This window comes from Butyricicoccus sp. Marseille-Q5471 (assembly GCF_951230135.1).
Lineage (GTDB): Bacteria > Bacillota > Clostridia > Oscillospirales > Butyricicoccaceae > Agathobaculum.
In genome coordinates, this window is record NZ_CATNVC010000008.1 from 52,028 (window position 1) to 78,066 (window position 26,039).

Consider the following 26,039-nt stretch of genomic DNA (forward strand, 5'->3'; position numbering starts at 1 on the left):
TTTTTGCTGCAGATTATCTTAGCCATTCTTGCGTTTGGTGTGCTTGTTGTGGTGCATGAATTCGGCCATTTCATCACGGCGAAACGCGGCGGTGTGCAGGTCAATGAATTTTGGATCGGCATGGGTCCGGCGATTTATAAGAAGGAGTACCACGGCACGCTTTACTGCCTGCGTCTGCTGCCGTTCGGCGGTGCTTGCGTGATGGAGGGCGAGGACGGAGAAAGCGAAAGTGAGCACTCCTTTGCGCGGGCAAGTCTGCTGCGCCGAATGCTGATTGTGGTAGCCGGTGCGCTGATGAATTTTCTGGTCGGTTTTTTGATTGTACTGATATTGGTTGGTACGCAGCAAGGTCCGGTCGGCACGCGCACAATCGAAGGCTTTCAAGAGGGATTTCGTTATCAGGGCGAAACCATGCTGATGCCTGGTGATACGATTCTGGAGGTCAATGGCTATCATATATTCGTGCGCCAAGACATTAATATTGCGCTGGCGCAAACGGCAGCGGACGGTAAGTATGATTTTAAGGTGCGCCGTGACGGCCGCACCGTTCAGCTGACGGATGTGCCGCTGACGCATGATTTTACAGATGAAAACGGCAATAAGCTGTTCGGTATCAACTTTACGCTGACCGAACGCACACCGCTCGTTGTGCTCGATCAGTCTGCGCGCGTGTCGGTCAATTATGCCCGACTGGTATGGTCGAGCTTGGCGCAGTTGGTTACCGGCAAGGTCGGTGTCGATCAGCTTTCCGGCCCGGTTGGCGTGGCGGAGGTTATGGCCAACACTGCTAAGCAATCAATGGCTTCGTTCTTCGATTTGGTTGCATTCATTTCAATCAACCTTGGCGTAATGAATTTGCTGCCGCTGCCGGCACTTGATGGAGGACGGCTGCTGTTTTTGGTGATTGAGGGGATTCGCCGCAAGCCGGTACCTGCAAAGTATGAAGGGTATGTGCATGCGGCAGGCCTGATGCTGCTGTTGGCGCTTATGGTTTATGTGACCGGACAGGATATTTTGCGCATTCTCATGAGGTGAGGAATATGAAAATCACAAAGCAAATCGACGTTGGCGGCGTCAAAATCGGCGGGGGTGCCCCTGTTGCCGTGCAGTCAATGACAAATACAGATACGCGTGACGCAAAGGCCACGCTCGGACAAATCGGCCGTTTGGCAGATGCGGGATGTCATATCGTCCGCTGTGCTGTGCCGGATATGGAAGCAGCCGAAGCGATGCGTGAAATTTGCAAGGGTTCGCCTATCCCGGTGGTGGCCGATATTCACTTTGATTATCGTCTTGCTCTGGCGTCAATTGAGGCCGGTGTGCATAAAATTCGCTTAAACCCGGGTAATATCGGTGGAGCAGATCGCGTGCATGCAGTTGTGCAGGCCGCGAAAGAGCGGGGGCTTCCGATTCGCATCGGTGTCAACTCCGGATCCGTGGAAAAGGAACTGTTAGAACGTTTTAGCGGCCCAACACCGGAAGCAATGGTAGAAAGTGCGCTGCATCATGTAAAACTGCTTAATGAGTGTTCGTTTGATGACATTTGTATTTCCATCAAATCGTCATCAGTGCCGAGCACCATGCAGGCCTATTTACTGGCGCATGAAAAAACTGATTATCCGCTGCACCTTGGCGTGACCGAAGCAGGTACGGAATATATGGGCACGGTTAAGTCTGCTGCCGGCATCGGTGGTTTGCTTGCGCTCGGCGTAGGTGACACCATCCGTGTTTCGTTGACCGACGACCCGGTGAAGGAAATCTATGCGGCAAACGCGATTTTGAAGGCGGTTGGTCGCAATGATGACGGCATCAATGTCGTCTCCTGCCCGACCTGCGGCAGAACGCGTATCGATCTGATCGGCATTGCCAAAGAGGTCGAACAGCGTTGCGCAGCAATCCATGGCAAAAAGCTGAAGGTTGCAGTCATGGGGTGTGCGGTCAACGGGCCGGGTGAAGCGCGTGAAGCTGACTTGGGTATCGCAGGTGGCGACGGTGTTGGACTGCTGTTCCGCCATGGCCAAATTATTAAAAAGATGCCGCAGGAACAGTTGGTAGACGCGTTGATGGAAGAAATTTTAAAGTATTGAGGAGTTATTTTCAAAAATGTCGGGCAAACTCATAGATTTTTTTGAAAAGTGCAAAGGAAACGTTGACGAACAGCACCTCGCCCAAGGCGAGGTGCGTTCGCTTGCGTTTGGGGACGATAGATCGGTCATGGTTGTTGAAATCGAACTGGGCGAAGTCGTTAGCCGCAAGGCGATTGAGGCACTCGAGGGACAGCTTGCTAAAAGCTACGGCCTGCGCCGCGTGTGCATTGAACCGCGTTACCGGTTGGACAAGCCAACCCCTGCTTACATACGCTCGCTGTTTGAGGATATGGCCGCACGTATGCCGTCCGCGCGGGGACTACTGGATGCGAGTCAGTGGAAGTATGAAGCGGGCGAATTGCACCTGCCGATGGATGAAGTGAGCGAAACGTATTTTGCGACCGCACTTCGTCAGATGGAGGGTCGTATTCGCGAGGAATTGGGCGTTCGATGTCCGGTGCGTGCGGTGCGCACCGATACAGAATATAGCGTGTCAGCAGACGACTTGCCGCGGCGCGAGGAGATTTTGCATCAGGCAATCGAGGCACAGGCTTTGGCTGCACCAAGCGAACCGAAGCCCAAGAAGACGCGCACAACGCCTAAGCCGGAAAGCAACGGCTATCAACGTCCGCGCGCGGAGAAGGTCAAGGATGATGATCTGGTTTTCGGCAAGCTGATGCAGGATCCTATCATTTCGGTGAACGAAGCTGTTTATGCCTATGACATGGTGACGATTCAGGGCGAAGTCTTCTTCACCGACCATAAGGACATCCACAGCAAAAAGACAGGCAAGGACTATGTAAAGATTGCCTTTGATATGACCGACCGCACCAATTCGGTGCGTGTGACTAAGTTTCTGGCCGCCGATAAGGCAGAGGATTTGGCCTCCCGCATTAAGAACGGTCTTTACTGTACTGTGCAGGGTAAAATGACCTTTGACAGCTATGCGAAGGAAATGGTGCTCGATCCGACAGCAATTGTAAAGGCGAAAAAGCCGGAACGTAAGGATGCCTATTCAGGTGAAAAACGTGTGGAGCTGCATCTGCATACCAATATGTCGGCAATGGATGGTATGTCGTCCACTGCAGCGCTGCTATGCCGCGCCGCATCGTGGGGGCATCGCGCTATGGCGATTACCGATCATGGCGTTGCGCAGGCCTTTCCGGAAGCGCTGCACGCGCAGGAGGGAAAACAGAAAGCAATTATCGGAGACATGAAGATTATCTATGGTATTGAGGCGTATTACGTCAACGATTCGGACAGCCTTTCTGTAGTACGCGGCAAGTCTGCTGAACCGCTCGACGGTACCTTTATCGTATTCGATTTGGAGACAACCGGCCTTAATCCTGCGCAGGAGGAAATTACCGAAATTGCGGCCGTGCGGGTGGTAAATGGGGAGATTCGGGATTCGTTTCAGACCTATGTCAACCCCCACAAGCCGATTCCGCCTGAAATCACCGAGCTTACCGGCATTTCGGATGAAACGGTTGCCAATGCGCCGGAATTGAGCCGTGCGGTGCCGGAGTTTCTTGCATTTGCAGAAGGGTTTCCGTTGGTTGCGCATAACGCGGGATTTGACATGGGATTCTTGCGCGCGGCATGCAAAAGACTGCAGATTCAGAGAGACTTTACATCGATTGATACGCTTGAGATGTCGCGGTTGATGCTGCCGCATTTAAATAAATTCAAGCTGAATGTCCTTGCAAAGGAGCTACAGGTCGGCCCGTTTGAACATCACCGAGCAAGTGAAGATGCGGCGGTATTGGGGCGTATTTTTGTAAAACTTTTAAAGCGATTGCAGGAGGAGTTCCGTGCGGTGACAACGGCAGACATTAATCCTGTTCTGGCCGCGCAGACCGATCGCAAGAACAAACTGAAGAATCTACCGCGCTATCATTTTATTGCACTGGTCAAGAACCAAACAGGACTGCGAAACCTCTATCAGCTGATTTCAAAGAGTTTTCTGGAGTATTACAATAAGCGGCCCATTATGCCGCGGTCGGAGCTGATTCGGCATCGGGAAGGACTGATTTTCGGCTCGGCATGCGAAGCGGGTGAGCTGTTCCGTGCGCTGACCCACGGCGCAGAGGATGAGGAGCTTGAGCGGCTCGCGTCCTTTTATGACTATCTGGAAATCCAGCCGATTGCGAACAATAACTTTATGATCAGCAAGGGTATGGCGAGCGGCGAGGAGCAGCTGCGCGATTGGAACCGCAAAATCCTCGCCATTGCAGACAAGCTGGGCAAGCCGTGCTGCGCAACGGGGGACGTACATTTTCTGGAGCCGGAGGATGAGGCATTCCGACGTATTTTGATGGCAGGACAAGGCTTTGGCGATGCGGACAATCAGGCACCGCTTTATCTAAAAACGACCGATGAGATGCTGCGTGAGTTTTCCTATTTGGGGGAGGACAGAGCCTACGAGGTTGTTGTCAAAAATACCAATCTGATTGCAGACATGTGCAATATCATTCGACCTGTGCCGCGAGAAAACTACCCGCCGCATATCGACGGCGCGGAGGACGATCTCCGCGATATGAGCTACGAAAAGGCCAAACGCATCTATGGCGATCCGTTGCCGGAACTGGTGCAGGCACGTCTTGATCGTGAACTGAACTCCATCATCGGCAACGGCTACGCGGTTATGTATATCATTGCGCAAAAGCTGGTTACCAAGTCACTGGCGGACGGATATTTGGTCGGCTCGCGCGGTTCGGTCGGTTCGTCCTTTGCGGCATTTACCTCGGATATTACCGAAGTAAATTCGCTGCCCCCGCACTATCTCTGCCCGGATGATCGGTACATTGAGTGGCACGATGAGTATTCTTGCGGCGTTGACCTGCCGGACAAACTGTGTCCCACCTGTGGCAAGCCGCTGACCAAGCAGGGATTCGGCATTCCGTTCGAAACATTTCTCGGTTTTGAGGGAGATAAGGTGCCGGATATCGACCTGAATTTTGCAGGTGAGTATCAGTCGCGTATTCATAAATACACGGGCGAATTATTTGGTGAAGATCATGTGTTCCGTGCAGGTACGATCGGTACGGTCGCGGAAAAAACGGCCTATGGCTATGTGAAAAAATATATGGATGAGCGCGGGATTGAGTGCTCACGGGCGGAGGAAAACCGCCTGTCGGCCGGATGTACCGGCGTGCGTCGCACCTCCGGTCAGCATCCGGGTGGTATTGTCGTTGTGCCTCAAGAGGTTGAAATCTACGATTTTTGTCCCGTGCAGCATCCGGCGGATGACCCGGATTCGGATATCATCACCACTCATTTTGAATATCACTCAATCGACGCAAATCTGCTTAAATTGGACGAACTGGGTCATGATGATCCGACCATGATTAAGCACCTTGAAAACCTGACCGGCGTCAACGCACAGGAGATTCCGCTCGATGATCCGGATACGATGAGCCTATTCCATTCTTGCGAAGCGCTCAAATATGCAGATGGACAAAACTCCGATCCGATTTTGGGCGAACTGGGCTGTCTGGCTGTGCCCGAGTTCGGCACGAAATTTGTGCGCGGCATGGTCAGGGAAACACATCCCTCTACCTTTGCTGAATTGGTGTCCATTTCGGGACTGTCACACGGCACCGATGTTTGGTTGGGCAACGCGCAGGAACTGGTTCGCAAGGGTATTCCGCTGTCAGGCTGTATCTGCTGCCGTGATGACATCATGAACTACCTGATTTTGCAGGGCGTAAAACCCAAGCTTGCGTTTAAAACCATGGAATCGGTGCGAAAGGGCAAAGGCCTGACCGAGGAGATGGAGGCCGCCATGCGAGAGCAGAATGTGCCGGATTGGTATGTGGATTCCTGTAAGAAAATCAAATATATGTTCCCGAAAGCGCATGCAGTGGCCTATGTTATGATGGCGTTTCGAATCGCATGGTTCAAGGTGCATCGGCCGCTTGCATTCTACTCGGCTTATTTTTCGGTGCGTGCAAAGGGATTTGATGCGTCCTGCATGATTCGGGGGGACAAGGTCTGTCTGGATAAACTGCATGAACTATCTCTGAAAGAACGTGATAAAACAATTTCCGCAGCAGAAAAGGATATGTCAACTACGCTTGAGGTTTGTCATGAGTTTTACCGCCGCGGCTTTACATTCGAACCGATGGATGTATATAATTCGGATGCGACGACGTTCATCGTGACCGAAAATGGACTGATTCCCCCGTTCACCTCGATGCCAGGCATTGGCGAGCAGGCGGCGCTCAACATTGTGGAAGAGCGTAAAAACGGAAAGTTCCTTTCGGCAGAGGAGATGTCGGTGCGCTGCCCCAAGGTATCGAAATCCGTTATTGAGCTGCTCGATCAAATTGGTGCGCTCGGTTCGATGCCGAAGACGACGCAGATTTCTCTGTTTGCCTGAGGAAAAAGCGTGTGCAGCGGGCACAAAGAAATATAGATTGACAATGTTGATTTCTTGTGTTATTATTTTACTATGATAAAGTAATGAAGGAGATAGCGGACGCTTATGAACCGTTTTAGTATTTCTACCCCGGAGGGAACCCGCGATTTACTCTTTTCCTCGTGCCGTATGCTGCGCCAAACGGAAACCGCAATTTGTGGTGCGCTAGAGGCACGCGGCTATAGTGAGATCATCACACCGGTAGTCGAGTATTTCGATGTATTCGCGCAGGCAAACCCAGAGCTCTCGCAGGAGAATATGCTCAAAATTATCGACCGTTCGGGTCGAATTTGTGTGGCGCGACCGGACAATACTACCCCGATTGCCCGTATCGCGGCAACGCGTCTGGACGATGCGGCGCTCCCTGTGCGGCTGTATTACAGCCAAAAGGTATTCCGTTCGGTCACCGGGGATCATGGGCACAAGGGCGAATTTCTGCAGATTGGTGCTGAACTGATTGGGGCGGACGGCCTTGAAGCTGATTTAGATATTCTCTCAGCGGCATTCCGTGCATTGGCTGAAACAGGAGCAGATAATTTCCGCATTGAATTAGGGCATGCTGAGATTTACAAGGCACTGATTGAAGCGCTTGGTGTGGATGCAGGGACGGCAGAACAGGTTCGTCGTCTCATTGAAAACAAGTCGTTCGCCGCGCTGGACGATGTACTTGCACCGTATAAAGACCGCGGCGGTTATCGTGCTCTCAAGGCGATGCCGCAACTGTTCGGCGGAACGGAAGTATTGGATGCCGTCGAAAATCTGACGCAAAACGTTCGGGTTTTGGGTGCGGTATCTTATCTGCGCCGTCTGTACAGAGCGCTCGACGAAGCAGGGTACGGCGATGCCGTGATGATAGACCTCGGCCTGGTGCATGAAATGGATTATTACACAGGTGTGATGTTCCGCGGTTATATCGGGGGTGCAGGCGCTGCGATTCTATCCGGCGGGCGGTACAACGCGTTGTGCGCTAAGTTTGGTAAGGATATGCCGGCAGGCGGCTTCGGTATCGACGTAGAACGCGTTGCCGAAAGTCTAACAGGTGCACAGAAGCCCGAAGCGGCCACTCGTCGCGATACCGTACGCATTGCACTGACAAAGGGACGACTGGAAAAGAAAACACTTGCGCTGCTCAAAAATGCGGGTTACGATATTTCCGAACTGGAAACCGGTTCGCGTAAGCTGATTTTCACCCTGCCTGAGACCAGTATTGAAATCGTGCTGGCGAAGGCGGCGGATGTGATTACGTATGTAGAGCATGGCGTGTGCGATATGGGTGTGGTCGGCAAGGATACCATCATGGAAAAGGGCGGAAGCTTCTATGAAATGGTTGATTTAGGCTTTGGAAAATGCCGCTTCGCACTGGCAACCAAGAAGGGCAAGGACGTGTATAGCGGTTATAAAACCCCGGTGATTGCAACAAAGTATCCGGCAGTTACCAAAGCGTTTTTCAACCGAAAGAATATGGACGTGGAAACGATTAAGATTGAGGGTTCGGTTGAGCTAGCTCCGCTACTTGAGTTGGCGGATGCGATTGTGGACATTGTAGAGACCGGTACGACGCTTAAGGAGAACGGCCTTGAGGTCATTGAGGATGTGGCACCGATCACGGCGCGTGTCATCGTCAATCTGGCCAGTGCAAAGATGAAGAAAACCGCAATTCAAACGATTATCCGTGACTTGGAAAGCGGCTTGGAGGACTGAGAATGTTTTTGAAAACCGTGCTTGCGGATGGCTGTGCTGAGCAGACCGTGATTCGTGAGATGAAAGCGCGCGCAGAGAGTGCCCGCGGTGATATCGAGCAGACCGTTCGTGCGATTATGGACGATGTCAAGACACGTGGATTTGATGCGGTCTGTGCTTATGCCGAAAAGTTTGACGGGCAGAAGCCCTACGTCGTCGGGCAGGAATTGCTCGATCAGGCGTATAGCAGCTGCGACCCCAAGCTGATTGCGGCGCTCGAAAAAGCGGCGGCAAATATTCGCGATTATCATGAGCAGATGCTCGTCAAATCGTGGGAATGGGAGCGGCGCTCGGGCGAAAGGCTCGGTCAGACTGTGCGCGGCCTGCACAAGGTCGGTATTTATGTGCCGGGCGGTACGGCGGCTTATCCGTCGAGCGTGCTGATGAACGCAATTCCTGCCAAGGTTGCAGGTGTGGGCGAAATTATCATGGTCACTCCGCCGACTGAAAATATGTCTAAGGAAGTGCTGGCGGCGGCCAAAATTGCGGGTGTAGACACGGTTATCGCTATTGGCGGCGTGCAGGCCATCGCCGCACTGACATATGGCGCGGGATTTATTCCGCAGGTTGATAAAATTGTCGGCCCCGGCAACGCCTTCGTGGCGAGCGCGAAAAAACTAGCCTTTGGCACGGTTGATATTGATATGATTGCAGGCCCGTCCGAGGTGCTGGTAATTGCCGACCATACCGCAAATCCTACCTATGTTGCGGCCGATTTGCTTTCGCAGGCGGAGCACGATAAATTGGCCTCCGCCGTGCTGCTGACCGATTCGATGGCACAGGCGCAGGCAATCTCCTGCGAGATGGAGCGTCAGGCAAAGCTGCTGCCGCGTTGGGAAATCATACAGGACAGCGTTAAAAATTACGGCTGCGCAATCGTGTTTGAGGAACTGGAGGATGCCTGCAAAATGGCCGATCAGGTTGCGCCGGAGCATCTGGAGATTGTCACCGCCGCGCCGCGCCGGCTGCTGCCGTATCTGCACAATGCGGGTGCAATTTTCCTTGGTCAATACGCGCCTGAACCGTTAGGGGATTATATGGCAGGGCCATGTCATGTGCTGCCAACTTCCGGTACGGCGCGGTTTTTTTCGCCGCTTTCAACTGATACTTTTCTCAAGAAAACCAGTGTGATTGAATACTCGCGCGATGCGCTGGCAGCGTATTCAGATGATATCATTGCGCTCGCGCAAAGTGAGCATCTCGATGCACATGCGAATTCTGTCGCCGTGCGCTTTCAGGAGGAGACAGCCGATGAGAAACGCTGAAATCAACAGAAAAACAAAGGAAACAGAGATTGAACTGACCCTTTCTCTTGATGGCGGTGAGCGTAAGATTGATACCGGCATCGGCTTTTTCGACCATATGCTCAATTCTTTCGCGGTACACTCCGGCTTCGGCCTGATACTCTCCTGCAAGGGTGATCTCGAAGTGGACGGACACCACACGGTAGAAGATTGCGGCATCGCGCTTGGGCAGGCATTGAGTCAGTGCCTTGGCGATAAGGCTGGAATCGCGCGATTCGGTGAGGCATATGTGCCGATGGACGAAGCGCTTGGTTTTTGCGCGCTGGATATTTCAGGGCGTCCGTATCTGGTGTTTGATGCACCTATGCCGCAGACGACGTGCGGCGCGTATGACACCTGTCTGACGGCAGAGTTTATGCGCGCACTGGCAGTCAATGGTGGACTAACGCTGCATTTGAAATCCGTTTATGGTTATAATGCGCACCATATGACTGAGGCCTTGTTTAAGGCATTAGCCCGCGCACTCAAGCAGGCGGCGACCCAAACAGGCGGCGGGGTACTGAGCGCAAAGGGTATGCTGTAAGCAATGAATAGACAACAGGGGAAAAGTATGAGCTATATCGCAATTGTAGACTACGGTGCGGGAAATCTGATGAGTGTGCATAATACACTGGATTTCCTGGGTTATGACAACAAAATTGCAGACACAGCTGAGATTATCGAGAATGCTGCGGGCGTTATCCTGCCCGGTGTGGGCGCCTTTCCGGACGCAATGGACGCGCTGCATGCATCCGGCCTTACCGATGCGGTGCTGAAAGCTGCAATGGAAAAGCCCTTTCTCGGCATCTGCCTTGGGATGCAGATGCTGTTTGAGGAGTCGGACGAAGTGCGGCTGTGCAAGGGGCTGGGACTGATGCCCGGACGCATTGAACGCATCAAAACGGACTTTAAGCTGCCGCAGATTGGGTGGAATGCACTGCACATACAACGTCCCAACGCAATGACCGCCAATGTGCAGGAGGGCGATTACGTCTACTTCGTGCATAGCTTTATGGCCAGACCTGCGAATCAGGACGATTTGGCCTGCACAACAGATTACGGAACGGAAGTTCCGGCAATGGTAGCACGAAACAACCTTTTTGGCTGCCAGTTTCATCCCGAGAAGAGTGGGGAAGTGGGACTGAGCATGCTCAGAAACTTTGCAAAACTGACGGAGGCTGACAGATGAGAATTCTCCCGGCAATTGATTTAAAGGACGGCCAGTGTGTTCGTCTGCAGAAGGGCGACTATGGAACGGCGCACAAGGTAGCGGAGGATCCGGTCGAAACGGCGCGGGGATTTCTCGCCGCAGGTGCGAAGCTGATTCACATGGTCGACCTTGATGCCGCAAAGGATGGCTCGCACGCCAATTACGGTGTGGTGGAACGTGTCATACAGGAAACCGGTGCAACGGTTGAACTGGGCGGCGGTGTGCGTTCGATGGCTGATGTGGAGGCCGTGCTGGCTCTGGGTGTCACACGGGTTATTATTGGCTCAGCGGCAGTCAAAAACCCGTCTTTTGTGCGGGAAGCTGTCGAGAAATACGGTGATAAGATTGCGGTCGGCATTGATGCCAAGAGCGGCACAGTGCGCACGGAGGGGTGGCTCAACGACAGCGGTGAGGATTTTATTTCCTTCGCTAAGCTGATGGAGTGCTTTGGCGTGCAGAGCATTATTTTTACCGATATTGATAAGGATGGTATGCTTGCCGGACCGAACTTTAAGCAGCTGAGCATGCTCAGAGCGGCAGTTTCCTGCGGCATTGTCGCGTCCGGCGGCGTGTCCACGATTGAGGACATCCGAAAGCTGAAAGCATTGGGAATCGATGAGGCCATCGCGGGTAAGGCAGTCTACACAGGCGCACTTGATCTGGCGGCAGCCATCAAGGAGATAGAATGATGCTGGCAAAACGAATCATTCCCTGTTTGGACGTAAAGGATGGCCGCGTGGTCAAGGGCGTGAATTTTGTCGGTCTGCGCGATGCGGGCGATCCGGTCGAATTGGCAAAGTTCTACTCACAGCAGGGCGCAGACGAAATCGTCTTTCTTGATATCACCGCGACCAGTGATAACCGCGATACCATCGCGGATGTCGTGCGCCGCACCTGCCGGGAGGTCTTTGTTCCCGTTACCGTTGGCGGCGGTATTCGTACAGTCGATGACTTTCGCGATGTTCTGCGCGCGGGGGCAGACAAAATTTCAATCAATTCCTCGGCAGTCAAGAATCCGGAGCTTGTGAACGCGGCGGCAAAAAAATACGGCAGTCAGTGCGTTGTCGTAGCGATTGATGGACGGCATACCGGCAAAACGCCTTCGGGCTTTGAAGTATACGTTGCAGGCGGCCGCACGCCGACCGGCATCGATGCGATTGCGTGGGCAAAAGAAGTATATGAGCGTGGCGCAGGCGAGATTTTGCTGACCTCTATGGATAAGGATGGTACAAAGTCGGGATTCGATTTGGAAATGACAAAGCAGGTGGCAAATCTGGTTGGTATCCCGGTCATTGCATCCGGCGGCTGCGGCACATTGGAGCACTTTTCCAAAGTCTTTGAGGTGACAGGATGCGACGCGGCGCTGGCTGCCAGCTTGTTCCACTATGGGGAGCTGACAGTTGATGAGGTTAAGCAGCATTTGAAACAGAAAAACATACCGGTGAGGATATAACAACATGGTATTGACAAAGTTTTTTACGAAAAGTGATCTCGTTCCGGTGGTTTGTCAGGATGAGACGAACGGCGAGGTGCTCATGCTTGGATATGCGAATGAAGAGGCGCTGAAGCGGACGATGGAAAGCGGCACGGCGTGGTTTTTCTCGCGTTCGCGGCAGAAACTGTGGAACAAGGGAGAAACCTCGGGCAACTTTATCTTTGTTTCTAAGATTTTGTCGGACTGCGATGATGATACGCTGATTTATATCGGCACACCCAAAGGCCCGGTCTGCCATACGGGCAACCGAACCTGTTTCTTTACAACCTTGTGGGAAAAGGAGAGTAACAAGTGAATTCGTTTGAACAAATGGAAGCGGTCATCCGTCAGCGGCGCAGTGAGCCGCAGCAAGGCTCGTACACCTGCTACCTGTTTGAAAAGGGACTGGATAAAATCCTCAAAAAGGTAGGAGAGGAATGTGCAGAAACCATTATTGCCGCTAAAAACGGCGATAAGGAAGAATTGGTTGGAGAAATCAACGATGTGCTCTATCACATGATGGTTATGATGGACGAATGCGGCATATCGCTTGCAGATGTTTGCAAAGAGATGGACCAGCGCTCTGCAAAAATCGGAAACCTGAAGCAGTTTCACATATCGGATCATAACACATAAGGAGAGGTTGCACATGCGCAGAAAAGACCGCGAGGTGTCCGGCCGTGACCAGATCGAGGCTATTATTAAAGCATGTAAGGTTTGTCGTATAGCGATGATTGCGGCGGGCAAACCTTATGTTGTACCGATGTGCTTCGGGTACGAATGGGACGACAATGGACTGACGCTCTGGTTTCACAGCGGACTAAAGGGCAAAAAGATAGATGCGATGCGGGAAAACCCTGCAATCTGTTTCGAGATGGATGTGGAGGATGGTGTGATTTCTGGCGGTGACGTTGCCTGCAAACACAGCTATGCGTTTTCATCTGTGATTGGAGAAGGAAACATGCGCTTTGCGCAGAATGCCGAGGAAAAACGCCATGGCCTGAACTGCATCATGCAGCATCTGACTGGTAGGGAAGGTTGGACATACCCCGACCCACAGCTCATGGTGACAGAGGTATTCTACGTTCATGCCGATTGCGTGGAAGCGTCGCAGAACCCTAAGCGATAGGGAAAACGGTGAGGACTCGATGAAACGTGTCATATCATCCGCAGTAATAGCGGCAATGTTGATTTTGGCGGGATGTTTGGTCTATTTTGGCCTGAGCGGTGAACCAAACAGCAGCGGTGAAGCGCCGCCCGCGACGCCGTCTATTGAACTGCCAAAGCTGCCGGAAGAGACGGAACAATATGAAGATACAGTTGCTACCCTGTGCGTTGCAGGTGATATTGTCATGCATATGCCAATTACCAACGAGGCCTATAACGCCTCGTCAAACACCTATGATTACACGTATTTGTTTGAGCAAGTTCGTCCCTATTTTGAGAAAGCCGATTATGCAGTTGCGTGCTTGGAAACGACCTTTAACGGCCCGCCGTATTCCGGCTATCCGCAATTCTGCGCACCGGACGAGCTGGCTTTCGGACTTGAATCGGTCGGATTTGATATGCTTTCAACGGTGGGGAACCACAGTCTGGACACGTATTATAACGGTTTAGTACGCACTCTGGACGTACTGGACAAGGCGGGATTGGAACATGTGGGCACCTATCGCACGCAGCAAGAGCGGGATACAGTCCATATCGCCGACGTAGGAGGAATCAAGATAGCTTTTCTGGGATATACCTATGGGACGAATGGGTTGCCGCTTGGAGAGCACTCCTATGCAGTCAGCGTGTATAACAAGGACTATATGACGGATGGCGCTGATGTGGATTACGATATGATGCGTGCGGATTTGGAGCGCGCGAAAGCGCTAAAACCTGATGCAATTGCGGTTTATATGCATTGGGGGCAGGAGTATAGTACAAGTCCGAGCGATCAGCAAAAAGAAGTTGCGAATTTCTTGTTTGAGAATGGTGCAACACTGGTGTTGGGCGGTCATGTTCATGTGCCGCAACCGATGGAATTGCGGGAGCTGCCGGACGGACGCACTGGCTTTTTATGCTATTGCCTGGGAAATTTTATCTCAAATCAGCATGATGATTTTACCAATCTGACTGCTGCCGTAAACTTGGAACTAACCAAGGACGGCAAGACGGGAGCAGTAAACGTCAGCGGATGTGAGTATATTCCAATGTATATGCTGCATCCGGATGCATCCAATGTGAAGCGTTATGCACTGCTTGATATTCATAAAACCATGCAGGATTTTCAAAACGGAGATACCTCATTAATCGGTGAAAATGTCTATCAGCGTTTGCAAAAGGGACTGGACGATTTGCACAGAATTATATATCCGACGGAAACACTGAAATAATAAAAGAGACGCCATAGGCGTTTTTTTTTCTAAAAAAACACGGCAGTCCGGGTGGACTGCCGCGATAGAGGGCCTCTGACAAAATAAAGATCAGCGCTTGACAAATTTAGAGCGGGGAGCATGGCAGATGGGGCAGATATAGTCATCAGGGATTTCATCATCCAAACGAATATAACCGCAAACCGTGCATTTCCAACCTACATTCTCCTCGAGCGTACGGAAAACGGGTGCTGCGGGAGGTGCATCCTGCCCGCGAGACTCAAACTCTTTGATGGTCAGACAGTCGCCATCCGAGAATACCTCGGCATCGGCAATCTCACAAATGAAAAGTGTGTGCGTACCAACAGCAACGGTTTCAATCACCTTGAGCGATAAACGCGAAACCATACCCTCCTTGAGGTAAGGACAGCCTTGCGCATCGGTATCAAAGGAAACGGTTGAAAATTTATCAATTGCGCGGCCGGATTTGTAACCAAATTCATTGACAATGCGCTTATCGACATCCTTGCTGAGCAGTGTGATAGAAAGAATGCCGCTCTTTTTAATGGCGGCTCCGGTTGCGGAATCATTATTGATAGAAACAGAGAACTTTACAGGGCGAGATGAGGTAACCTGATGCAGAGAGTTCACAATGCACCCATAATGCTTGCCTTCAGACACGGTTGACGCAAGGGCAAGACTATAATTCAATTTCTTATATGCAGTAGCATCCATATCAAACAATCCTTTCTTGTAATGATAATAATTATTAATTACAATAATATATTACATCATTGTTAAAGAAAATGATAGAGAAAAATTAACCAAATATCCTTTGCACTTTTGAGCAGTTATAGAAGGTTTTTGATACTCGGGGAATCCAGTTCCGGCAGATGCATCAGCTGGCCGACCAATTCTCTGCGGGTGAGTGTATACTCGGTATCATCCTGAATTTTTTCGGCCTCCAACAGGCGGAAGAACAGTTTGTCAGCCTGGTCAAGCTCTTCATGCATTAAAAGAGCACCGAGCAGACTCTGAGCGTTGTTCCATTTTTCGTATGCGGTACCAACAGATCCGCTTTCAATGTCAGAGACAATATCCGCAACCGTTCGTTCAATCGCCGAATTGCTCCAAAAGCATCCGAAAATAATCAGAGCAAGTAAGGCCAATGCAATTGGCACTCTGCGCATCTTACTTCGCCTCCTTTGGTTGGACGAATACATTGCCGCAGTCGTCTAACGTCATTAAGAAGACCTCGGCAATGGTCAAACCTTGGTTTCGAAGCTGGTTGACCACATCCTGTTCGTCCTTCTGCAGCAGCTGAAGGGAACGAGGCACCAGCTTGCCGTCAGAAACGACAACAACGGGCAGACCCTGATTCTTCGGAGACAGGCCAAACATTTCTGCGGTTACAGGTTGCTGCGGCTGCTTGAGCACGATGGAAAGCGAGCCGTCCGGCTCAATTACGCCGTATTTTACATCACTGACGGAGGACACACTCTGCTTGCGCAAGGTTTCAATCACTTCGTCAGTGGTCAAGCGCATTTGCCTAAGCTTGTGAATATCCAGTTTGCCCTTGCGAATGATAATAGCAGGCTGCCCATTAATAAGGCGGCGAAAACGACGACTTTTGAGTGAGAAAAAACTCATCAGGATTTCGACCGAAATCAGTGTCACGATTGGAATAACGCCGGCAAACAGCGGAATGCCGAGATCCTGCATCGGAATAGCGGCCAAGTCCGAAATTAGTATCGTGATGACCAGTTCGGACGGATCCAGTTCACCAATCTGCCGTTTGCCCATGACACGCACGGCAATAACGACGGATAGATATAGAATGAGAGTTCGCAACAGTGGTACAGCCATAAAAGTATTCCTCGCTTCCAAAGAGTTTCCTGCATAGTATGGACAGTAGGTAGCCAAAATATGCGAATACAGAAATTGCTTCTCCCAGTGAAAAAGATTTTCATCTGATAAATCGCAAAATGGTGTTGACTTTTGGAAAAAGCGGCTATATAATAATGAAGTACAATTTCATCGGGAAAAGTGCAGTGACCGGGAAAAGTAGCGTCCGAAATCCTAAAGAGAGCCGTTGGCTGGTGTAAGACGGTGGAGGAAGGAAAGTGCGAAAGTCTCCCCGAGAGCAGATGGTTGAAAAGGGATGAAATAAGGCCCCGTGTAAATTATTCCGTTTGGCCAACGTTAACGGGCCGGGTAAGTGGTCGCGCGGATTGACGTGCGGCAAGAAGAGTGGTACCGCAGAGTTATGTCTTTGTCTCTTGTTTGAGATAAGGGCATTTTTTTATTTTCTCTGATATTTAGAAAGGAGGCGGCTTCGCATGAAGAAGAACGGATCGGAAATTTTGGTGGATGTATTGGTAGAGCAGGGTGTTGACACGATTTTTGGTTACCCGGGTGGGTCGGTACTTAACATTTACGATGCGCTTTATAAGAATAGCGACCGCATTCGACATATCTTGACCGCTCATGAACAGGGCGCGTCCCACGCGGCGGATGGATACGCGAGAGCCACGGGGAAAACGGGCGTTTGCCTTGCAACCTCGGGGCCGGGCGCAACCAATCTTGTAACAGGCATCGCCACCGCATACATGGACTCCATCCCAATGGTCGCAATCACCGGCAACGTCGGCACCTCGCTGATTGGCCGGGATAGCTTTCAAGAGGTTTACATTGCCGGCATTACCATGCCGATTACCAAACATAATTTCGTGGTTCGTCATGTAGAAGAATTGGCTGATGTCATCCGTGATGCGTTTCGTATTGCCAATTCTGACCGCCCCGGACCTGTGTTGGTCGACATCCCGAAGGATGTGACTGCCGCGATGTATGAGTATGTTCCGCGCGGCAGGGTAGAGGGTGAAGAAAAGTACGATGTCGCAGAGGAGCAGCTGCAGGCGGTCGCCGAAATGATTGCAAAGGCCGAACGTCCGGTGATTTACTATGGCGGCGGCGTGCAGACGTCGGACGCCGGTGAGGCATTGCTGGCACTGATGAAAAAGGCTGATATTCCTGCAACGCATACGATGATGGCGATTGGCTGTGTCCGCGGGGAAGAGCAGCTCAATCTCGGTTTGATCGGTATGCACGGCAAGGTATCTGCATCGTGGGCAATCGATCGCTCCGATTTGCTGATTTCGGTCGGTGCGCGTTTTTCGGATCGTGTAGCCACCAATACCAGCCGTTTTGCGCCGCAGGCAAAAATTATCCATGTGGATATTGACGCGGCGGAAATCAATAAGAACATCGGCGTTGACTATGCGGTTGTTTCTGATGCACGCACGTTCTTTGAAAAGCTGCTGCCGTACATCAAGCCCAGCAAGCATGATGCGTGGCGTGCCCAAATCGCAGAGTGGCAGTCGAAACTGGATTATACACCCAAGAATGACCCGGAAGGCCACCTTCAGCCGCATACAATTATAGAACTGGTGGCGGAAATGGCGGGCGACGACGCAGTTTTTGCAACAGACGTAGGACAGCATCAGCTGTGGGCGGCGCAGTATTGCCACCGCAACGGCATACATCAGTTTATCACCTCCGGCGGCTTGGGGACTATGGGTTTTGGCTACGGCGCGGCCATGGGTGCGCAGGTGGCACAGCCGGAAAAGACAATTATCCATATCACGGGTGACGGATCATTCCATATGAACCTAAATGAACTGGTTACTTCGGTGTCCTACGATTTGCCCGTCATAACGGTGCTGATGAATAACTCGGTGCTCGGCATGGTTCGGCAGTGGCAGACCATGTTTTATGAAAAACGCTACTCCGCAACCGATCCGCATCGCAAGACCGATTATGTCAAGCTGGCGGAAGCCTTCGGTGCACGTGGTTTCCGCTGCACGACGCTGGACGAACTGCGCGCAGCCATGCAGGATGCACTCAAACGCACCGGACCGGTCGTAATTGATTGCGTGATTGGCTGTGACGAACGCGTGTTGCCTATGATTCCGGCCGGCGGCACGGTTGACGACATTGTCTCCGGTTGACGAGGAAGGAGGAAGCTATATGCAGAAATATATCCTTTCCGTGATCGTCCGCAACAATTCAGGCGTGCTTGCACGTGTTTCGAGTCTGTTCGGCCGACGCGGCTATAACATTGATTCGCTGACCGTTTCAACGACGACCGACCCGGCAATTTCCCGCATGTCGATTATCGTAACGGGCGACGAACCGATTCTCGAACAGGTTTTAAAGCAGGTTTCCAAATTGGAGGAAGTTCTCTGGGTGGAGCACCTGAAGGAAACCGACTCCTATTGCCGTGAACTGGTGTTTGTAAAGCTGGCCGCAGAGGACACTGCAGCGCGGGATGCGGTGCGTCAGGTGTCCGATGTTTACGGTGCACACATTGTGGAATCGACAGAGGGTGCAATCATCGTGGAGCTGACCGAAGTGCCCAGCCGTATCGATGCATTTCTGTCGGTCATCGGTAATTTCAAGGTTTTGGAGATGTGCCGTTCTGGTGTAACGGCAATTCTAAAATAAGTTAGGTTCCTAAATTCACTTTTTATATACTTAGGAGGAAATAAAAATGGTAAAGATGTTTTACGATCAGGACTGTAACCTGTCTCTGCTGGATGGCAAGACCGTTGCAATCATCGGCTTTGGTTCGCAGGGCCACGCACATGCGATGAATCTGCACGATTCGGGTGTCAACGTTGTTGTTGGCCTGCGTCCCGGCTCTGCGCACGAGAAGAAGGCAAAGGATTACGGCCTGACCGTTATGGCTCCGGCTGAAGCCGCTGCTGCCGGCGACATCGTCATGATGCTCGTTCCGGATGAGAAGCAGGCTGACATCTACAAGGATGTGGTAGCACCCAACCTGAAGCCGGGCAATGCACTGGCTTTCGCACACGGCTTCAATATCCACTACAAGCAGATCGTACCGCCGGCTGATGTTGACGTCATCATGATTGCACCGAAGGGCCCGGGTCACACCGTTCGTTCTCAGTATGTTGAGGGTCATGGTGTTCCGGATCTGGTTTGCATCCATCAGGACGCTACCGGCAAGGCAATGGACATTGCGCTGGCATATGCTGCCGGTATCGGCGGCGGCCGTGCGGGCATCCTTGAGTCCACCTTCCGTACAGAGACCGAAACCGACCTGTTCGGTGAGCAGGCTGTTCTGTGCGGCGGCGTTTGCGAGCTGATGAAGGCTGGCTTTGAGACGCTCGTTGAGGCTGGTTACGCACCCGAGAACGCATATTTTGAGTGCATTCATGAGATGAAACTCATCATTGACCTTGTCAACGAGGGCGGCTTTGCCAAGATGCGCTACTCTATCTCTGACACCGCAGAGTACGGCGATTACCGCACCGGCAAGCGCATCATCACCGAGGAAACCCGTAAGGAGATGAAGCAGATCCTGCGCGAGATTCAGGACGGCACCTTCGCTTCCGAGTGGATTCAGGAGAATCGTGCGGGCGGCCGTGCGAAGTTCCTCGCTACCCGTCAGCTGGAAGCTGAGTCCGAACTCGAAGAGACCGGTAAGCGTCTGCGCGGCATGATGAGCTGGCTGAAGAAGTAAGAAACAGCGTGCTTTGCAACAGAAAAAAAGAAAAATAAGCTGCAATCCATAGAATTCCCAAGAGGGCGGACGGTGCGTGCCGTCCGCCCTCTTCTTAAAAAGGAGGTACATTCCATGCCTAAGAGAAGTGACAATATTACAGCAGGCGCAGAGCGTATGCCGAACCGATCGCTGCTGCGTGCCTGCGGCCTGACCGAAGAGGAGATGAGCCGCCCGATTATCGGCGTGGTTTCAGCGCATTCAGAGATTATTCCCGGCCATATCAATCTCGATAAAATTACAGCCGCTGTTAAGACCGGTGTTTCAATGGCAGGTGGCACACCTGTTATGGTTCCGGCTATCGGCGTGTGTGACGGCATTGCCATGGGCCATATCGGTATGAAGTATTCGCTGCCGAGCCGCGAGCTGATTGCCGACAGTGTGGAAACCCTTGCACAGGCGCATCAGTTCGACGGCCTTGTGCTCATTCCGAACTGCGATAAGATTGTCCCCGGCATGCTGATGGCGGCAGCACGACTGAATATCCCGTCCATCGTTGTTTCCGGCGGCCCGATGCTGGCAGGTCACTATAACGGCGAGGAAGTTTCCCTGTCCAAAACCTTCGAGCAGGTTGGTGCATATAAGGCCGGTCTGATTGATGAGGAAAAGCTTCACGAGTGCGAGCTTGGCTCGTGCCCGGGCTGCGGTTCGTGCTCCGGTATGTACACGGCAAACTCGATGAACTGCCTGTCTGAAGCCATCGGCATGGCGCTGCCTGGCAACGGAACAATTCCGGCTGTGCACGCGGAGCGCATTCAGCTCGCCAAGCACGCAGGTATGCGTATTATGGATTTGATCGCCAATGACGTAAAACCGCGTGATATTTTGACCATGGCGGCCTTCCGCAATGCGCTGACTTGTGAAATGGCAATCGGTTGCTCAACCAATTCGGTACTGCATCTGCTGGCGCTTGCCAATGAGGCGGGTGTTGACCTGAGCCTTGAAACGCTCAACGAGTTATCTGCCAAAATCCCGAATATCTGCCACCTTGCACCCGCGGGTCCGCATCATATTGAGGAGCTTTATATGGCAGGCGGCGTACCGGCCATCATGAAGGAACTGACCAAACGCAACCTGTTGGATTTGACACTGCCGACGGTGACCGGAAAGACCGTGGGTGAAAATCTGGAGGGTGTGATCAACCGGAATCCAGAGGTTGTGCGTCCGCTTGAAACACCGTACTCGGAGACTGGCGGCATTGCTGTGCTTTGGGGTAATATCGCAAAGAATGGCTGTGTAGTTAAGCGTTCGGCGGTTGCGGCGGAAATGATGGTGCACGAAGGCCCAGCTCGCGTGTTTGACAGCGAGGATGATGCGATTGCCGCGATTTACGGCGGTAAGATTGTTAAGGGTGATGTGGTTGTCATTCGATATGAGGGCCCGAAGGGCGGCCCTGGTATGCGCGAGATGCTCAATCCTACCTCGGCACTCGCCGGCATGCAGTTGGACAAAGACTGTGCGCTGATTACGGACGGACGATTCTCGGGTGCATCCCGCGGCGCTTCAATTGGCCATGTGTCACCCGAAGCGGCATCTGGCGGTGAAATCGGACTGGTTGAGGAAGGCGATATCATCGCCATCGACATTCCGCATTCGAGCGTAAACGTCAAGGTGTCGGATGACGAACTCGAAACTCGTCGCAAAAAATATGTTCCGCACGAGCCCAAAATTAAAACCGGTTGGCTGTCGCGCTATGCGCGTCTGGTCACATCGGCCGATCAAGGCGCAATATTGCAATAATAGAAAAACACCCGCAAAGCTATTTGCTTGCGGGTGTTTTTATGCTATAATGGATAAGATATTGAGCAGTAAACGCTTAAATGGGGATATAGAATTAACAAAAAGGATGGAATCATTATGCTGACTCAGGCAAAGAAGGAATTTATTGAATTTATGATGAGCGCAGATGTGCTGCGTTTCGGTGATTTTACAACCAAATCTGGTCGTAAGACGCCCTACTTCGTGAACACCGGCAACTATAAAACCGGCCTGCAGAATTCAAAACTCGGCGAGTTTTATGCGGCGCTGATTCAGGAGACGGTAGGAGAGAATTTTGACGCAATGTTCGGCCCGGCGTACAAGGGCATCCCGCTGGCAACCTCGGTTTCCGGTGCGCTGGCACGCAATTACGGCATCGATAAACCCTTCTTCTTCAACCGCAAGGAAGCAAAGGACCATGGCGAAGGCGGCAACATTGTCGGCTATAAGCCGGTGGACGGTGACCGGATCATCATTATCGAGGACGTCATTACCGCAGGCACTGCGATTCGTGAGACCATGCCGGTACTGCAGGGTTGTGCGGCTGTTAAGGTGACGGACATGTTTATCTCAGTCAACCGCTGTGAGGTTGGCACTACGCCGGGCAAGACGGCGGTCATGGAGGTTGGTGAGGAGTTCGGCATCAAGGTGCATGCACTGGTCACGGTACAGGACATTCATGAATACCTGCAGGGTCAGGCAGATTATGCGCATTTGCTGCCGCTGATGGAGCAGTATATGGCGCAGTACTGTGTATTTTAAATGAAGGCGGAACAAGAGAAAGACAAACGCCTCTGGCTGTATTGGGCGGCGTTTCTGATTGTAACGGTTGGATGCTATGCGGTGCTGCGTTATGTCGTACCACAGGGGGACGACCTTTACTATGGACGATGGGGAAGATTGTCGGTCGGTGATTTTGCCGCACAGGTTGTACAGCATTATCAATTAGCCAACGGGCGAAATTTGGTGCATATTTTTGCAGGAGTTCTGCTTGGGTCGCAAGCAGGAATCGAAATCGCACGAGTGCTGATTGCTGCACTGCTCGGCTCGATTGTGTTTAACGGACTGCGGCTGGCAGATGCCGAAATAAAGGGGACACTGGCGGTGGCTGCAATACTGATGTGCGGTATCTTTATGTTGCCAGCAGAACTGACGCGGCAGAGCGTTTACTGGATTACCGGCGCGATGAATTATGTGTTGCCACTGGCTATTCTGCTTGAATACTGGGTGTTGCTGCGGCGTAGCCTGCAAGGTGGTAGATGGACAGCCTGCTGTGTGTTTGCGCTTTTGGCGGGTCTGACCGTAGAGCAAATCAGCATGATGGCGTTTGGCCTGACGGTGCTGATGTTGTGTGAAATTCTATGGGTGCGCAAAGAAAAGCTGCGCCGCATTATGCTGGCTCCGCTGGTGCTGACCTTTTTCGGCATGCTGACGGTGCTGCTGGCGCCGGGCAACGCACACCGTGCAGAGGTCACGAAGCTTCCGGTTTCGGGCGGCGTACTGGATATGGTGCGGTACAATATTCTCAATCTGCGCCGCAGTTTTTTATTTGGCGAAGCCATGTACCCGATTCACTTTTTGACCCTGGGCGCGATTGTGTGCTACCTGTTCGTTTGCACTGTCAAGCGGCGAAAGCTGCTGCATGGTTTGGTCGCGGCGGTAGCTGCACTGACCACGGCAGGCTGGTTTTGGCTGCCGCAGCAGGATAAGAGACTACTATCCTATGGGGAAGTGCCGGTCTCGGTTGATCGGCTGTTTTTGGCGGTGTTAGCAGGCTATCTGCTCTGCTCCCTGTACGCGGTATGTGTGGCGTTTGCTGAAAAGCAGCGTGTGCCTCTCTATGCGTGGATTTTGGGTGTGGGTTCGCAGGTGATGATGTTGGTTTCGCCAACAGTCGGGCCGCGTACGATGTTGTGCTGCGCGGGCATGATGCTGCTCGTCGCTGCCTGCTTGATTCAAAAAGCACCCTATTTGTATATGCTCGGCGTAGGCTGTGTGTATGGTTGGCATATCGGTCAGGCATGGGTGGTTATCGTACTGGCCGGCACGGCAGTGCTGTTTTTACTGCGGAAATTCCAAGCAGCACGGATGATTGGCGCGATGCTGTGCTGTGTACCGCTGCTGTTTTGCGCATGGCTTGCGCTCAAGGACACCTATGACGGATATAAACTTAATTACGCGGTGTATCAGGCTGATTTAGCAGTGCTTGATGAGATAGAAGCAAGCGATACAACCGTATATAATCTGCGCAAACTGCCAAGACCGCTATACGGTTGGGTGATGCCATATGATAATGACTACTATACTGCTTACTTTAAGCAGTACTACTCTCTGCCTCGCCGTTCGGAGATTGAATGGACAGAATGATAAAATGGACGCTTCCCTATCTGGGAAGCGTCCATTTTGCTATGCATGGGATTGTTCCAGGTGATCCAAAAAGTTTCGCATACGGAAGCATGCCTCACGTAGGTGATTCATGGAATAAGAATAGGAAATGCGTACATGGCCCTCGCCGCTGTCACCGAACGCGTTACCGGGCACGACCGCGACCTTATGCTCACGCAGCAGTCTTTCGCAAAACTCCTCGGAAGAAAGTCCGGTTGAGGCAATGGAGGGGAACATATAGAATGCGCCTTCCGGCTCGAAGCACTCGAGCCCCATCGCGCGAAGCTCTCCAAGCAGATAACGGCGGCGAATATCGTACTGGGTACGCATATGCTCAACATCGTCATCGCCCGTGCGAATAGCTTCAATTCCTGCAAACTGCGCTGTCGTCGGAGCAGACATAATACCAAACTGATGGATTTTGCAAATATGTTTCATCAGTTCCTTTGGGCCCATGGCCCAGCCAAGACGCCAACCGGTCATTGCGTACGATTTGGAAAAACCGTCTACTACGATGGTACGCTCGCGCATGCCGGGCAGTTCAGCAAAGCAGACATGACGATCAGGACCATAGGTCAGGCTGCAGTAAATTTCGTCCGAAATGACGAGGATATTGGTGTCACGCAGAACAGCAGCAATGGTTTCGAGCTCGTCGCGCGTCATAATCGCGCCGGTTGGATTGTTGGGATAGGGAAGAATCAGCACCTTGGTTTTAGGCGTGATTGCCGCGCGTAGTCGTTCAGGCGTCAGTTTAAACTGGTCTTCCGCTACAGTGGGCAGGGGAACTGGAGTTCCTCCTGCCATGATGGTAAGCGGCGTATAGCAAACAAAAGACGGTTCCGGGATGAGCACTTCATCTCCGGCGGAAACAAAGGCACGCAGCGCGTTATCGATGGCCTCCGAACCGCCGACAGTGATGAGAATTTCCTTTTCTGCATCATAGCTAAGCTGATATTTACGGCGTGTTAAACCTGCGATTTGGCTGCGCAGCTCGGCCAGACCCCAGTTTGAGGTGTAAAAGGTTCGTCCCTTTTCCAGAGACTGAATGCCGGCACGGCGAATCGCCCACGGCGTTTCAAAATCAGGCTCACCGACGCCAAGCGAAATCGCGTCCTCCATGGTGGAGACAATGTCAAAAAACTTGCGAATGCCGGATGGCTTGACAATCTTGACACGGTCGGAGAGCAGCTGCTCGTAGTCTACCATGCCACCATGACCTCTCTCTTGTCGCCGGAAGCGGGATCGAATTCAACGCCCTGCTCCTTATACTTCTTGAGAATAAAGTGTGTGCCGGTCGACAGCACGTTTTCCATCGGTGCGAGCTGCTCGGATACGAAGCGTGCGACCTCACGCATGGAGCGGCCGGTGATGATAACGGTGAGATCAAAACCGCCGGACATCAAGTAAACGCTCTCCACCTGATGATGGGAATAAATTTGGCGCGCAATTTCATCAAAACCCATACCCTTTTGGGGGGTGATTTTGACCTCAATCAGCGCGGTAACGCTTTCGCGCGAGGTTTTGTCCCAGTCAATGATGGTTTTATAGCCGAGAATGGTATCGTTTTTTTCAAAGGCGCGGATGGCCGCCGTTACGTCTTCTTCGCTATTATTCGTCATTGCCGCGAGCTGCGCCGAGGTAAGGCGCGCGTCCTGGCAGAGCAGGTCGAGCAGCTTTTCGGGGTTGTTCATATTCATATCCTCCCTGCAAAAAATGATTACAAACATTATACACCAGATTG

The 26,039-nt window shown here is 52.1% G+C and carries 24 protein-coding genes and 1 other annotated feature; of the genes, 19 read left to right on the forward strand and 5 right to left on the reverse strand.

The genetic code is table 11. The features are described from left to right. The first annotated feature begins 3 nt into the window (after positions 1-3). The 13 genes from rseP (at position 4) to QOX26_RS09940 (ending at position 14,592) form a co-directional block, all read left to right on the forward strand. Positions 4-1,035: an RIP metalloprotease RseP gene (gene rseP, locus QOX26_RS09875; protein ID WP_283674809.1), complete on the forward strand. Its 1,032-nt coding sequence runs from the start codon at positions 4-6 to the stop codon at positions 1,033-1,035. Positions 1,036-1,040: 5 nt separating this feature from the next. Further along, on the forward strand, positions 1,041-2,087 hold the full coding sequence (gene ispG / locus QOX26_RS09880) for a flavodoxin-dependent (E)-4-hydroxy-3-methylbut-2-enyl-diphosphate synthase (protein ID WP_283674810.1): 1,047 nt from the start codon (positions 1,041-1,043) through the stop codon (positions 2,085-2,087). A gap of 16 nt (positions 2,088-2,103) precedes the next feature. Continuing rightward, a complete protein-coding gene (locus tag QOX26_RS09885) occupies positions 2,104-6,468 on the forward strand; it encodes a PolC-type DNA polymerase III (RefSeq protein ID WP_283674811.1) in 4,365 nt (1,454 codons plus the stop codon). Between the two features lie 105 nt (positions 6,469-6,573). Continuing rightward, the gene (gene hisZ / locus QOX26_RS14395; protein ID WP_442870224.1) at positions 6,574-8,208 is read left to right on the forward strand and encodes an ATP phosphoribosyltransferase regulatory subunit; all 1,635 of its coding nucleotides are present in this window, start codon (positions 6,574-6,576) and stop codon (positions 8,206-8,208) included. A 2-nt stretch (positions 8,209-8,210) separates the two neighbouring features. Continuing rightward, on the forward strand, positions 8,211-9,512 hold the full coding sequence (hisD, locus tag QOX26_RS09900) for a histidinol dehydrogenase (protein WP_283674812.1): 1,302 nt from the start codon (positions 8,211-8,213) through the stop codon (positions 9,510-9,512). Next, entirely contained in the window at positions 9,499-10,074 is a 576-nt protein-coding gene (gene hisB / locus QOX26_RS09905) for an imidazoleglycerol-phosphate dehydratase HisB (RefSeq protein WP_283674813.1), read from the forward strand. The genes hisD and hisB overlap by 14 nt, the downstream gene beginning before the upstream one ends. 27 nt (positions 10,075-10,101) lie before the next feature. Further along, positions 10,102-10,719, forward strand: coding sequence for an imidazole glycerol phosphate synthase subunit HisH (gene hisH / locus QOX26_RS09910; protein WP_283674814.1), 618 nt, complete (start codon positions 10,102-10,104; stop codon positions 10,717-10,719). Further along, entirely contained in the window at positions 10,716-11,429 is a 714-nt protein-coding gene (gene hisA, locus QOX26_RS09915) for a 1-(5-phosphoribosyl)-5-[(5-phosphoribosylamino)methylideneamino]imidazole-4-carboxamide isomerase (protein ID WP_283674815.1), read from the forward strand. The genes hisH and hisA overlap by 4 nt, the downstream gene beginning before the upstream one ends. Beyond that, the gene (gene hisF / locus QOX26_RS09920; protein WP_283674816.1) at positions 11,429-12,193 is read left to right on the forward strand and encodes an imidazole glycerol phosphate synthase subunit HisF; all 765 of its coding nucleotides are present in this window, start codon (positions 11,429-11,431) and stop codon (positions 12,191-12,193) included. The genes hisA and hisF overlap by 1 nt, the downstream gene beginning before the upstream one ends. 4 nt (positions 12,194-12,197) lie before the next feature. Then, positions 12,198-12,530, forward strand: coding sequence for a phosphoribosyl-AMP cyclohydrolase (gene hisI / locus QOX26_RS09925; RefSeq protein WP_283674817.1), 333 nt, complete (start codon positions 12,198-12,200; stop codon positions 12,528-12,530). Continuing rightward, positions 12,527-12,850: a phosphoribosyl-ATP diphosphatase gene (hisE, locus tag QOX26_RS09930; protein WP_283674818.1), complete on the forward strand. Its 324-nt coding sequence runs from the start codon at positions 12,527-12,529 to the stop codon at positions 12,848-12,850. The genes hisI and hisE overlap by 4 nt, the downstream gene beginning before the upstream one ends. A gap of 13 nt (positions 12,851-12,863) precedes the next feature. Next, the gene (locus QOX26_RS09935) at positions 12,864-13,343 is read left to right on the forward strand and encodes a pyridoxamine 5'-phosphate oxidase family protein (protein WP_283674819.1); all 480 of its coding nucleotides are present in this window, start codon (positions 12,864-12,866) and stop codon (positions 13,341-13,343) included. Between the two features lie 19 nt (positions 13,344-13,362). Beyond that, on the forward strand, positions 13,363-14,592 hold the full coding sequence (locus QOX26_RS09940; protein ID WP_283674820.1) for a CapA family protein: 1,230 nt from the start codon (positions 13,363-13,365) through the stop codon (positions 14,590-14,592). A gap of 90 nt (positions 14,593-14,682) precedes the next feature. Here the strand turns inward: QOX26_RS09940 and QOX26_RS09945 are convergent, their stop codons facing one another. The 3 genes from QOX26_RS09945 to QOX26_RS09955 form a co-directional block, all read right to left on the reverse strand. Next, on the reverse strand, positions 14,683-15,306 hold the full coding sequence (locus QOX26_RS09945) for a flavin reductase (protein ID WP_283674821.1): 624 nt from the start codon (positions 15,304-15,306) through the stop codon (positions 14,683-14,685). Between the two features lie 116 nt (positions 15,307-15,422). Beyond that, positions 15,423-15,761: a DUF4363 family protein gene (locus QOX26_RS09950; protein ID WP_283674822.1), complete on the reverse strand. Its 339-nt coding sequence runs from the start codon at positions 15,759-15,761 to the stop codon at positions 15,423-15,425. A gap of 1 nt (position 15,762) precedes the next feature. Further along, positions 15,763-16,437: a DUF421 domain-containing protein gene (locus QOX26_RS09955; protein WP_283674823.1), complete on the reverse strand. Its 675-nt coding sequence runs from the start codon at positions 16,435-16,437 to the stop codon at positions 15,763-15,765. Positions 16,438-16,613: 176 nt separating this feature from the next. Then, positions 16,614-16,854 (forward strand) — a binding site (T-box leader). A 56-nt stretch (positions 16,855-16,910) separates the two neighbouring features. On the opposite strand from QOX26_RS09955, the gene ilvB reads away from it, so the two are divergent. The 6 genes from ilvB (at position 16,911) to QOX26_RS09985 (ending at position 24,280) form a co-directional block, all read left to right on the forward strand. Next, a complete protein-coding gene (gene ilvB, locus QOX26_RS09960; protein WP_283674824.1) occupies positions 16,911-18,578 on the forward strand; it encodes a biosynthetic-type acetolactate synthase large subunit in 1,668 nt (555 codons plus the stop codon). Positions 18,579-18,597: 19 nt separating this feature from the next. Beyond that, positions 18,598-19,074: an acetolactate synthase small subunit gene (gene ilvN / locus QOX26_RS09965; protein WP_283674825.1), complete on the forward strand. Its 477-nt coding sequence runs from the start codon at positions 18,598-18,600 to the stop codon at positions 19,072-19,074. Positions 19,075-19,120: 46 nt separating this feature from the next. After that, on the forward strand, positions 19,121-20,116 hold the full coding sequence (gene ilvC, locus QOX26_RS09970) for a ketol-acid reductoisomerase (protein WP_283674826.1): 996 nt from the start codon (positions 19,121-19,123) through the stop codon (positions 20,114-20,116). 114 nt (positions 20,117-20,230) lie between these two features. Next, positions 20,231-21,895: a dihydroxy-acid dehydratase gene (ilvD, locus tag QOX26_RS09975; protein ID WP_283674827.1), complete on the forward strand. Its 1,665-nt coding sequence runs from the start codon at positions 20,231-20,233 to the stop codon at positions 21,893-21,895. 117 nt (positions 21,896-22,012) lie between these two features. Continuing rightward, the gene (gene pyrE / locus QOX26_RS09980; protein WP_283674828.1) at positions 22,013-22,675 is read left to right on the forward strand and encodes an orotate phosphoribosyltransferase; all 663 of its coding nucleotides are present in this window, start codon (positions 22,013-22,015) and stop codon (positions 22,673-22,675) included. Beyond that, on the forward strand, positions 22,676-24,280 hold the full coding sequence (locus QOX26_RS09985) for a DUF6056 family protein (RefSeq protein WP_283674829.1): 1,605 nt from the start codon (positions 22,676-22,678) through the stop codon (positions 24,278-24,280). Positions 24,281-24,319: 39 nt separating this feature from the next. Here the strand turns inward: QOX26_RS09985 and QOX26_RS09990 are convergent, their stop codons facing one another. After that, positions 24,320-25,504 carry a pyridoxal phosphate-dependent aminotransferase gene (locus QOX26_RS09990; protein WP_283674830.1) on the reverse strand — a complete coding sequence of 395 codons (1,185 nt, stop codon included), beginning with the start codon at positions 25,502-25,504 and terminating at the stop codon, positions 24,320-24,322. Next, on the reverse strand, positions 25,498-25,989 hold the full coding sequence (locus QOX26_RS09995) for an Lrp/AsnC family transcriptional regulator (RefSeq protein ID WP_283674831.1): 492 nt from the start codon (positions 25,987-25,989) through the stop codon (positions 25,498-25,500). Before QOX26_RS09995 ends, QOX26_RS09990 begins: the two co-directional genes overlap by 7 nt. Between the last annotated feature and the right edge of the window lie 50 nt (positions 25,990-26,039).

What these genes read in the sequence shown, in the direction of transcription:
- hisF (WP_283674816.1), top strand. Translation starts at nt 11,429, where the DNA reads ATGCTGGCAAAACGAATCATTCCCTGTTTGGACGTAAAGGATGGCCGC.
- hisZ (WP_442870224.1), top strand. Translation starts at nt 6,574, where the DNA reads ATGAACCGTTTTAGTATTTCTACCCCGGAGGGAACCCGCGATTTACTC.
- QOX26_RS09990 (WP_283674830.1), bottom strand. Translation starts at nt 25,504, where the DNA reads ATGGTAGACTACGAGCAGCTGCTCTCCGACCGTGTCAAGATTGTCAAG.
- ilvN (WP_283674825.1), top strand. Translation starts at nt 18,598, where the DNA reads ATGCAGAAATATATCCTTTCCGTGATCGTCCGCAACAATTCAGGCGTG.
- QOX26_RS09955 (WP_283674823.1), bottom strand. Translation starts at nt 16,437, where the DNA reads ATGGCTGTACCACTGTTGCGAACTCTCATTCTATATCTATCCGTCGTT.
- QOX26_RS09885 (WP_283674811.1), top strand. Translation starts at nt 2,104, where the DNA reads ATGTCGGGCAAACTCATAGATTTTTTTGAAAAGTGCAAAGGAAACGTT.
- hisA (WP_283674815.1), top strand. Translation starts at nt 10,716, where the DNA reads ATGAGAATTCTCCCGGCAATTGATTTAAAGGACGGCCAGTGTGTTCGT.
- QOX26_RS09945 (WP_283674821.1), bottom strand. Translation starts at nt 15,306, where the DNA reads ATGGATGCTACTGCATATAAGAAATTGAATTATAGTCTTGCCCTTGCG.
- QOX26_RS09935 (WP_283674819.1), top strand. Translation starts at nt 12,864, where the DNA reads ATGCGCAGAAAAGACCGCGAGGTGTCCGGCCGTGACCAGATCGAGGCT.
- hisD (WP_283674812.1), top strand. Translation starts at nt 8,211, where the DNA reads ATGTTTTTGAAAACCGTGCTTGCGGATGGCTGTGCTGAGCAGACCGTG.
- QOX26_RS09995 (WP_283674831.1), bottom strand. Translation starts at nt 25,989, where the DNA reads ATGAACAACCCCGAAAAGCTGCTCGACCTGCTCTGCCAGGACGCGCGC.
- QOX26_RS09950 (WP_283674822.1), bottom strand. Translation starts at nt 15,761, where the DNA reads ATGCGCAGAGTGCCAATTGCATTGGCCTTACTTGCTCTGATTATTTTC.
- hisH (WP_283674814.1), top strand. Translation starts at nt 10,102, where the DNA reads ATGAGCTATATCGCAATTGTAGACTACGGTGCGGGAAATCTGATGAGT.
- ilvC (WP_283674826.1), top strand. Translation starts at nt 19,121, where the DNA reads ATGGTAAAGATGTTTTACGATCAGGACTGTAACCTGTCTCTGCTGGAT.
- pyrE (WP_283674828.1), top strand. Translation starts at nt 22,013, where the DNA reads ATGCTGACTCAGGCAAAGAAGGAATTTATTGAATTTATGATGAGCGCA.
- ilvD (WP_283674827.1), top strand. Translation starts at nt 20,231, where the DNA reads ATGCCTAAGAGAAGTGACAATATTACAGCAGGCGCAGAGCGTATGCCG.
- ilvB (WP_283674824.1), top strand. Translation starts at nt 16,911, where the DNA reads ATGAAGAAGAACGGATCGGAAATTTTGGTGGATGTATTGGTAGAGCAG.
- ispG (WP_283674810.1), top strand. Translation starts at nt 1,041, where the DNA reads ATGAAAATCACAAAGCAAATCGACGTTGGCGGCGTCAAAATCGGCGGG.
- QOX26_RS09985 (WP_283674829.1), top strand. Translation starts at nt 22,676, where the DNA reads ATGAAGGCGGAACAAGAGAAAGACAAACGCCTCTGGCTGTATTGGGCG.
- QOX26_RS09940 (WP_283674820.1), top strand. Translation starts at nt 13,363, where the DNA reads ATGAAACGTGTCATATCATCCGCAGTAATAGCGGCAATGTTGATTTTG.
- hisI (WP_283674817.1), top strand. Translation starts at nt 12,198, where the DNA reads ATGGTATTGACAAAGTTTTTTACGAAAAGTGATCTCGTTCCGGTGGTT.
- hisB (WP_283674813.1), top strand. Translation starts at nt 9,499, where the DNA reads ATGAGAAACGCTGAAATCAACAGAAAAACAAAGGAAACAGAGATTGAA.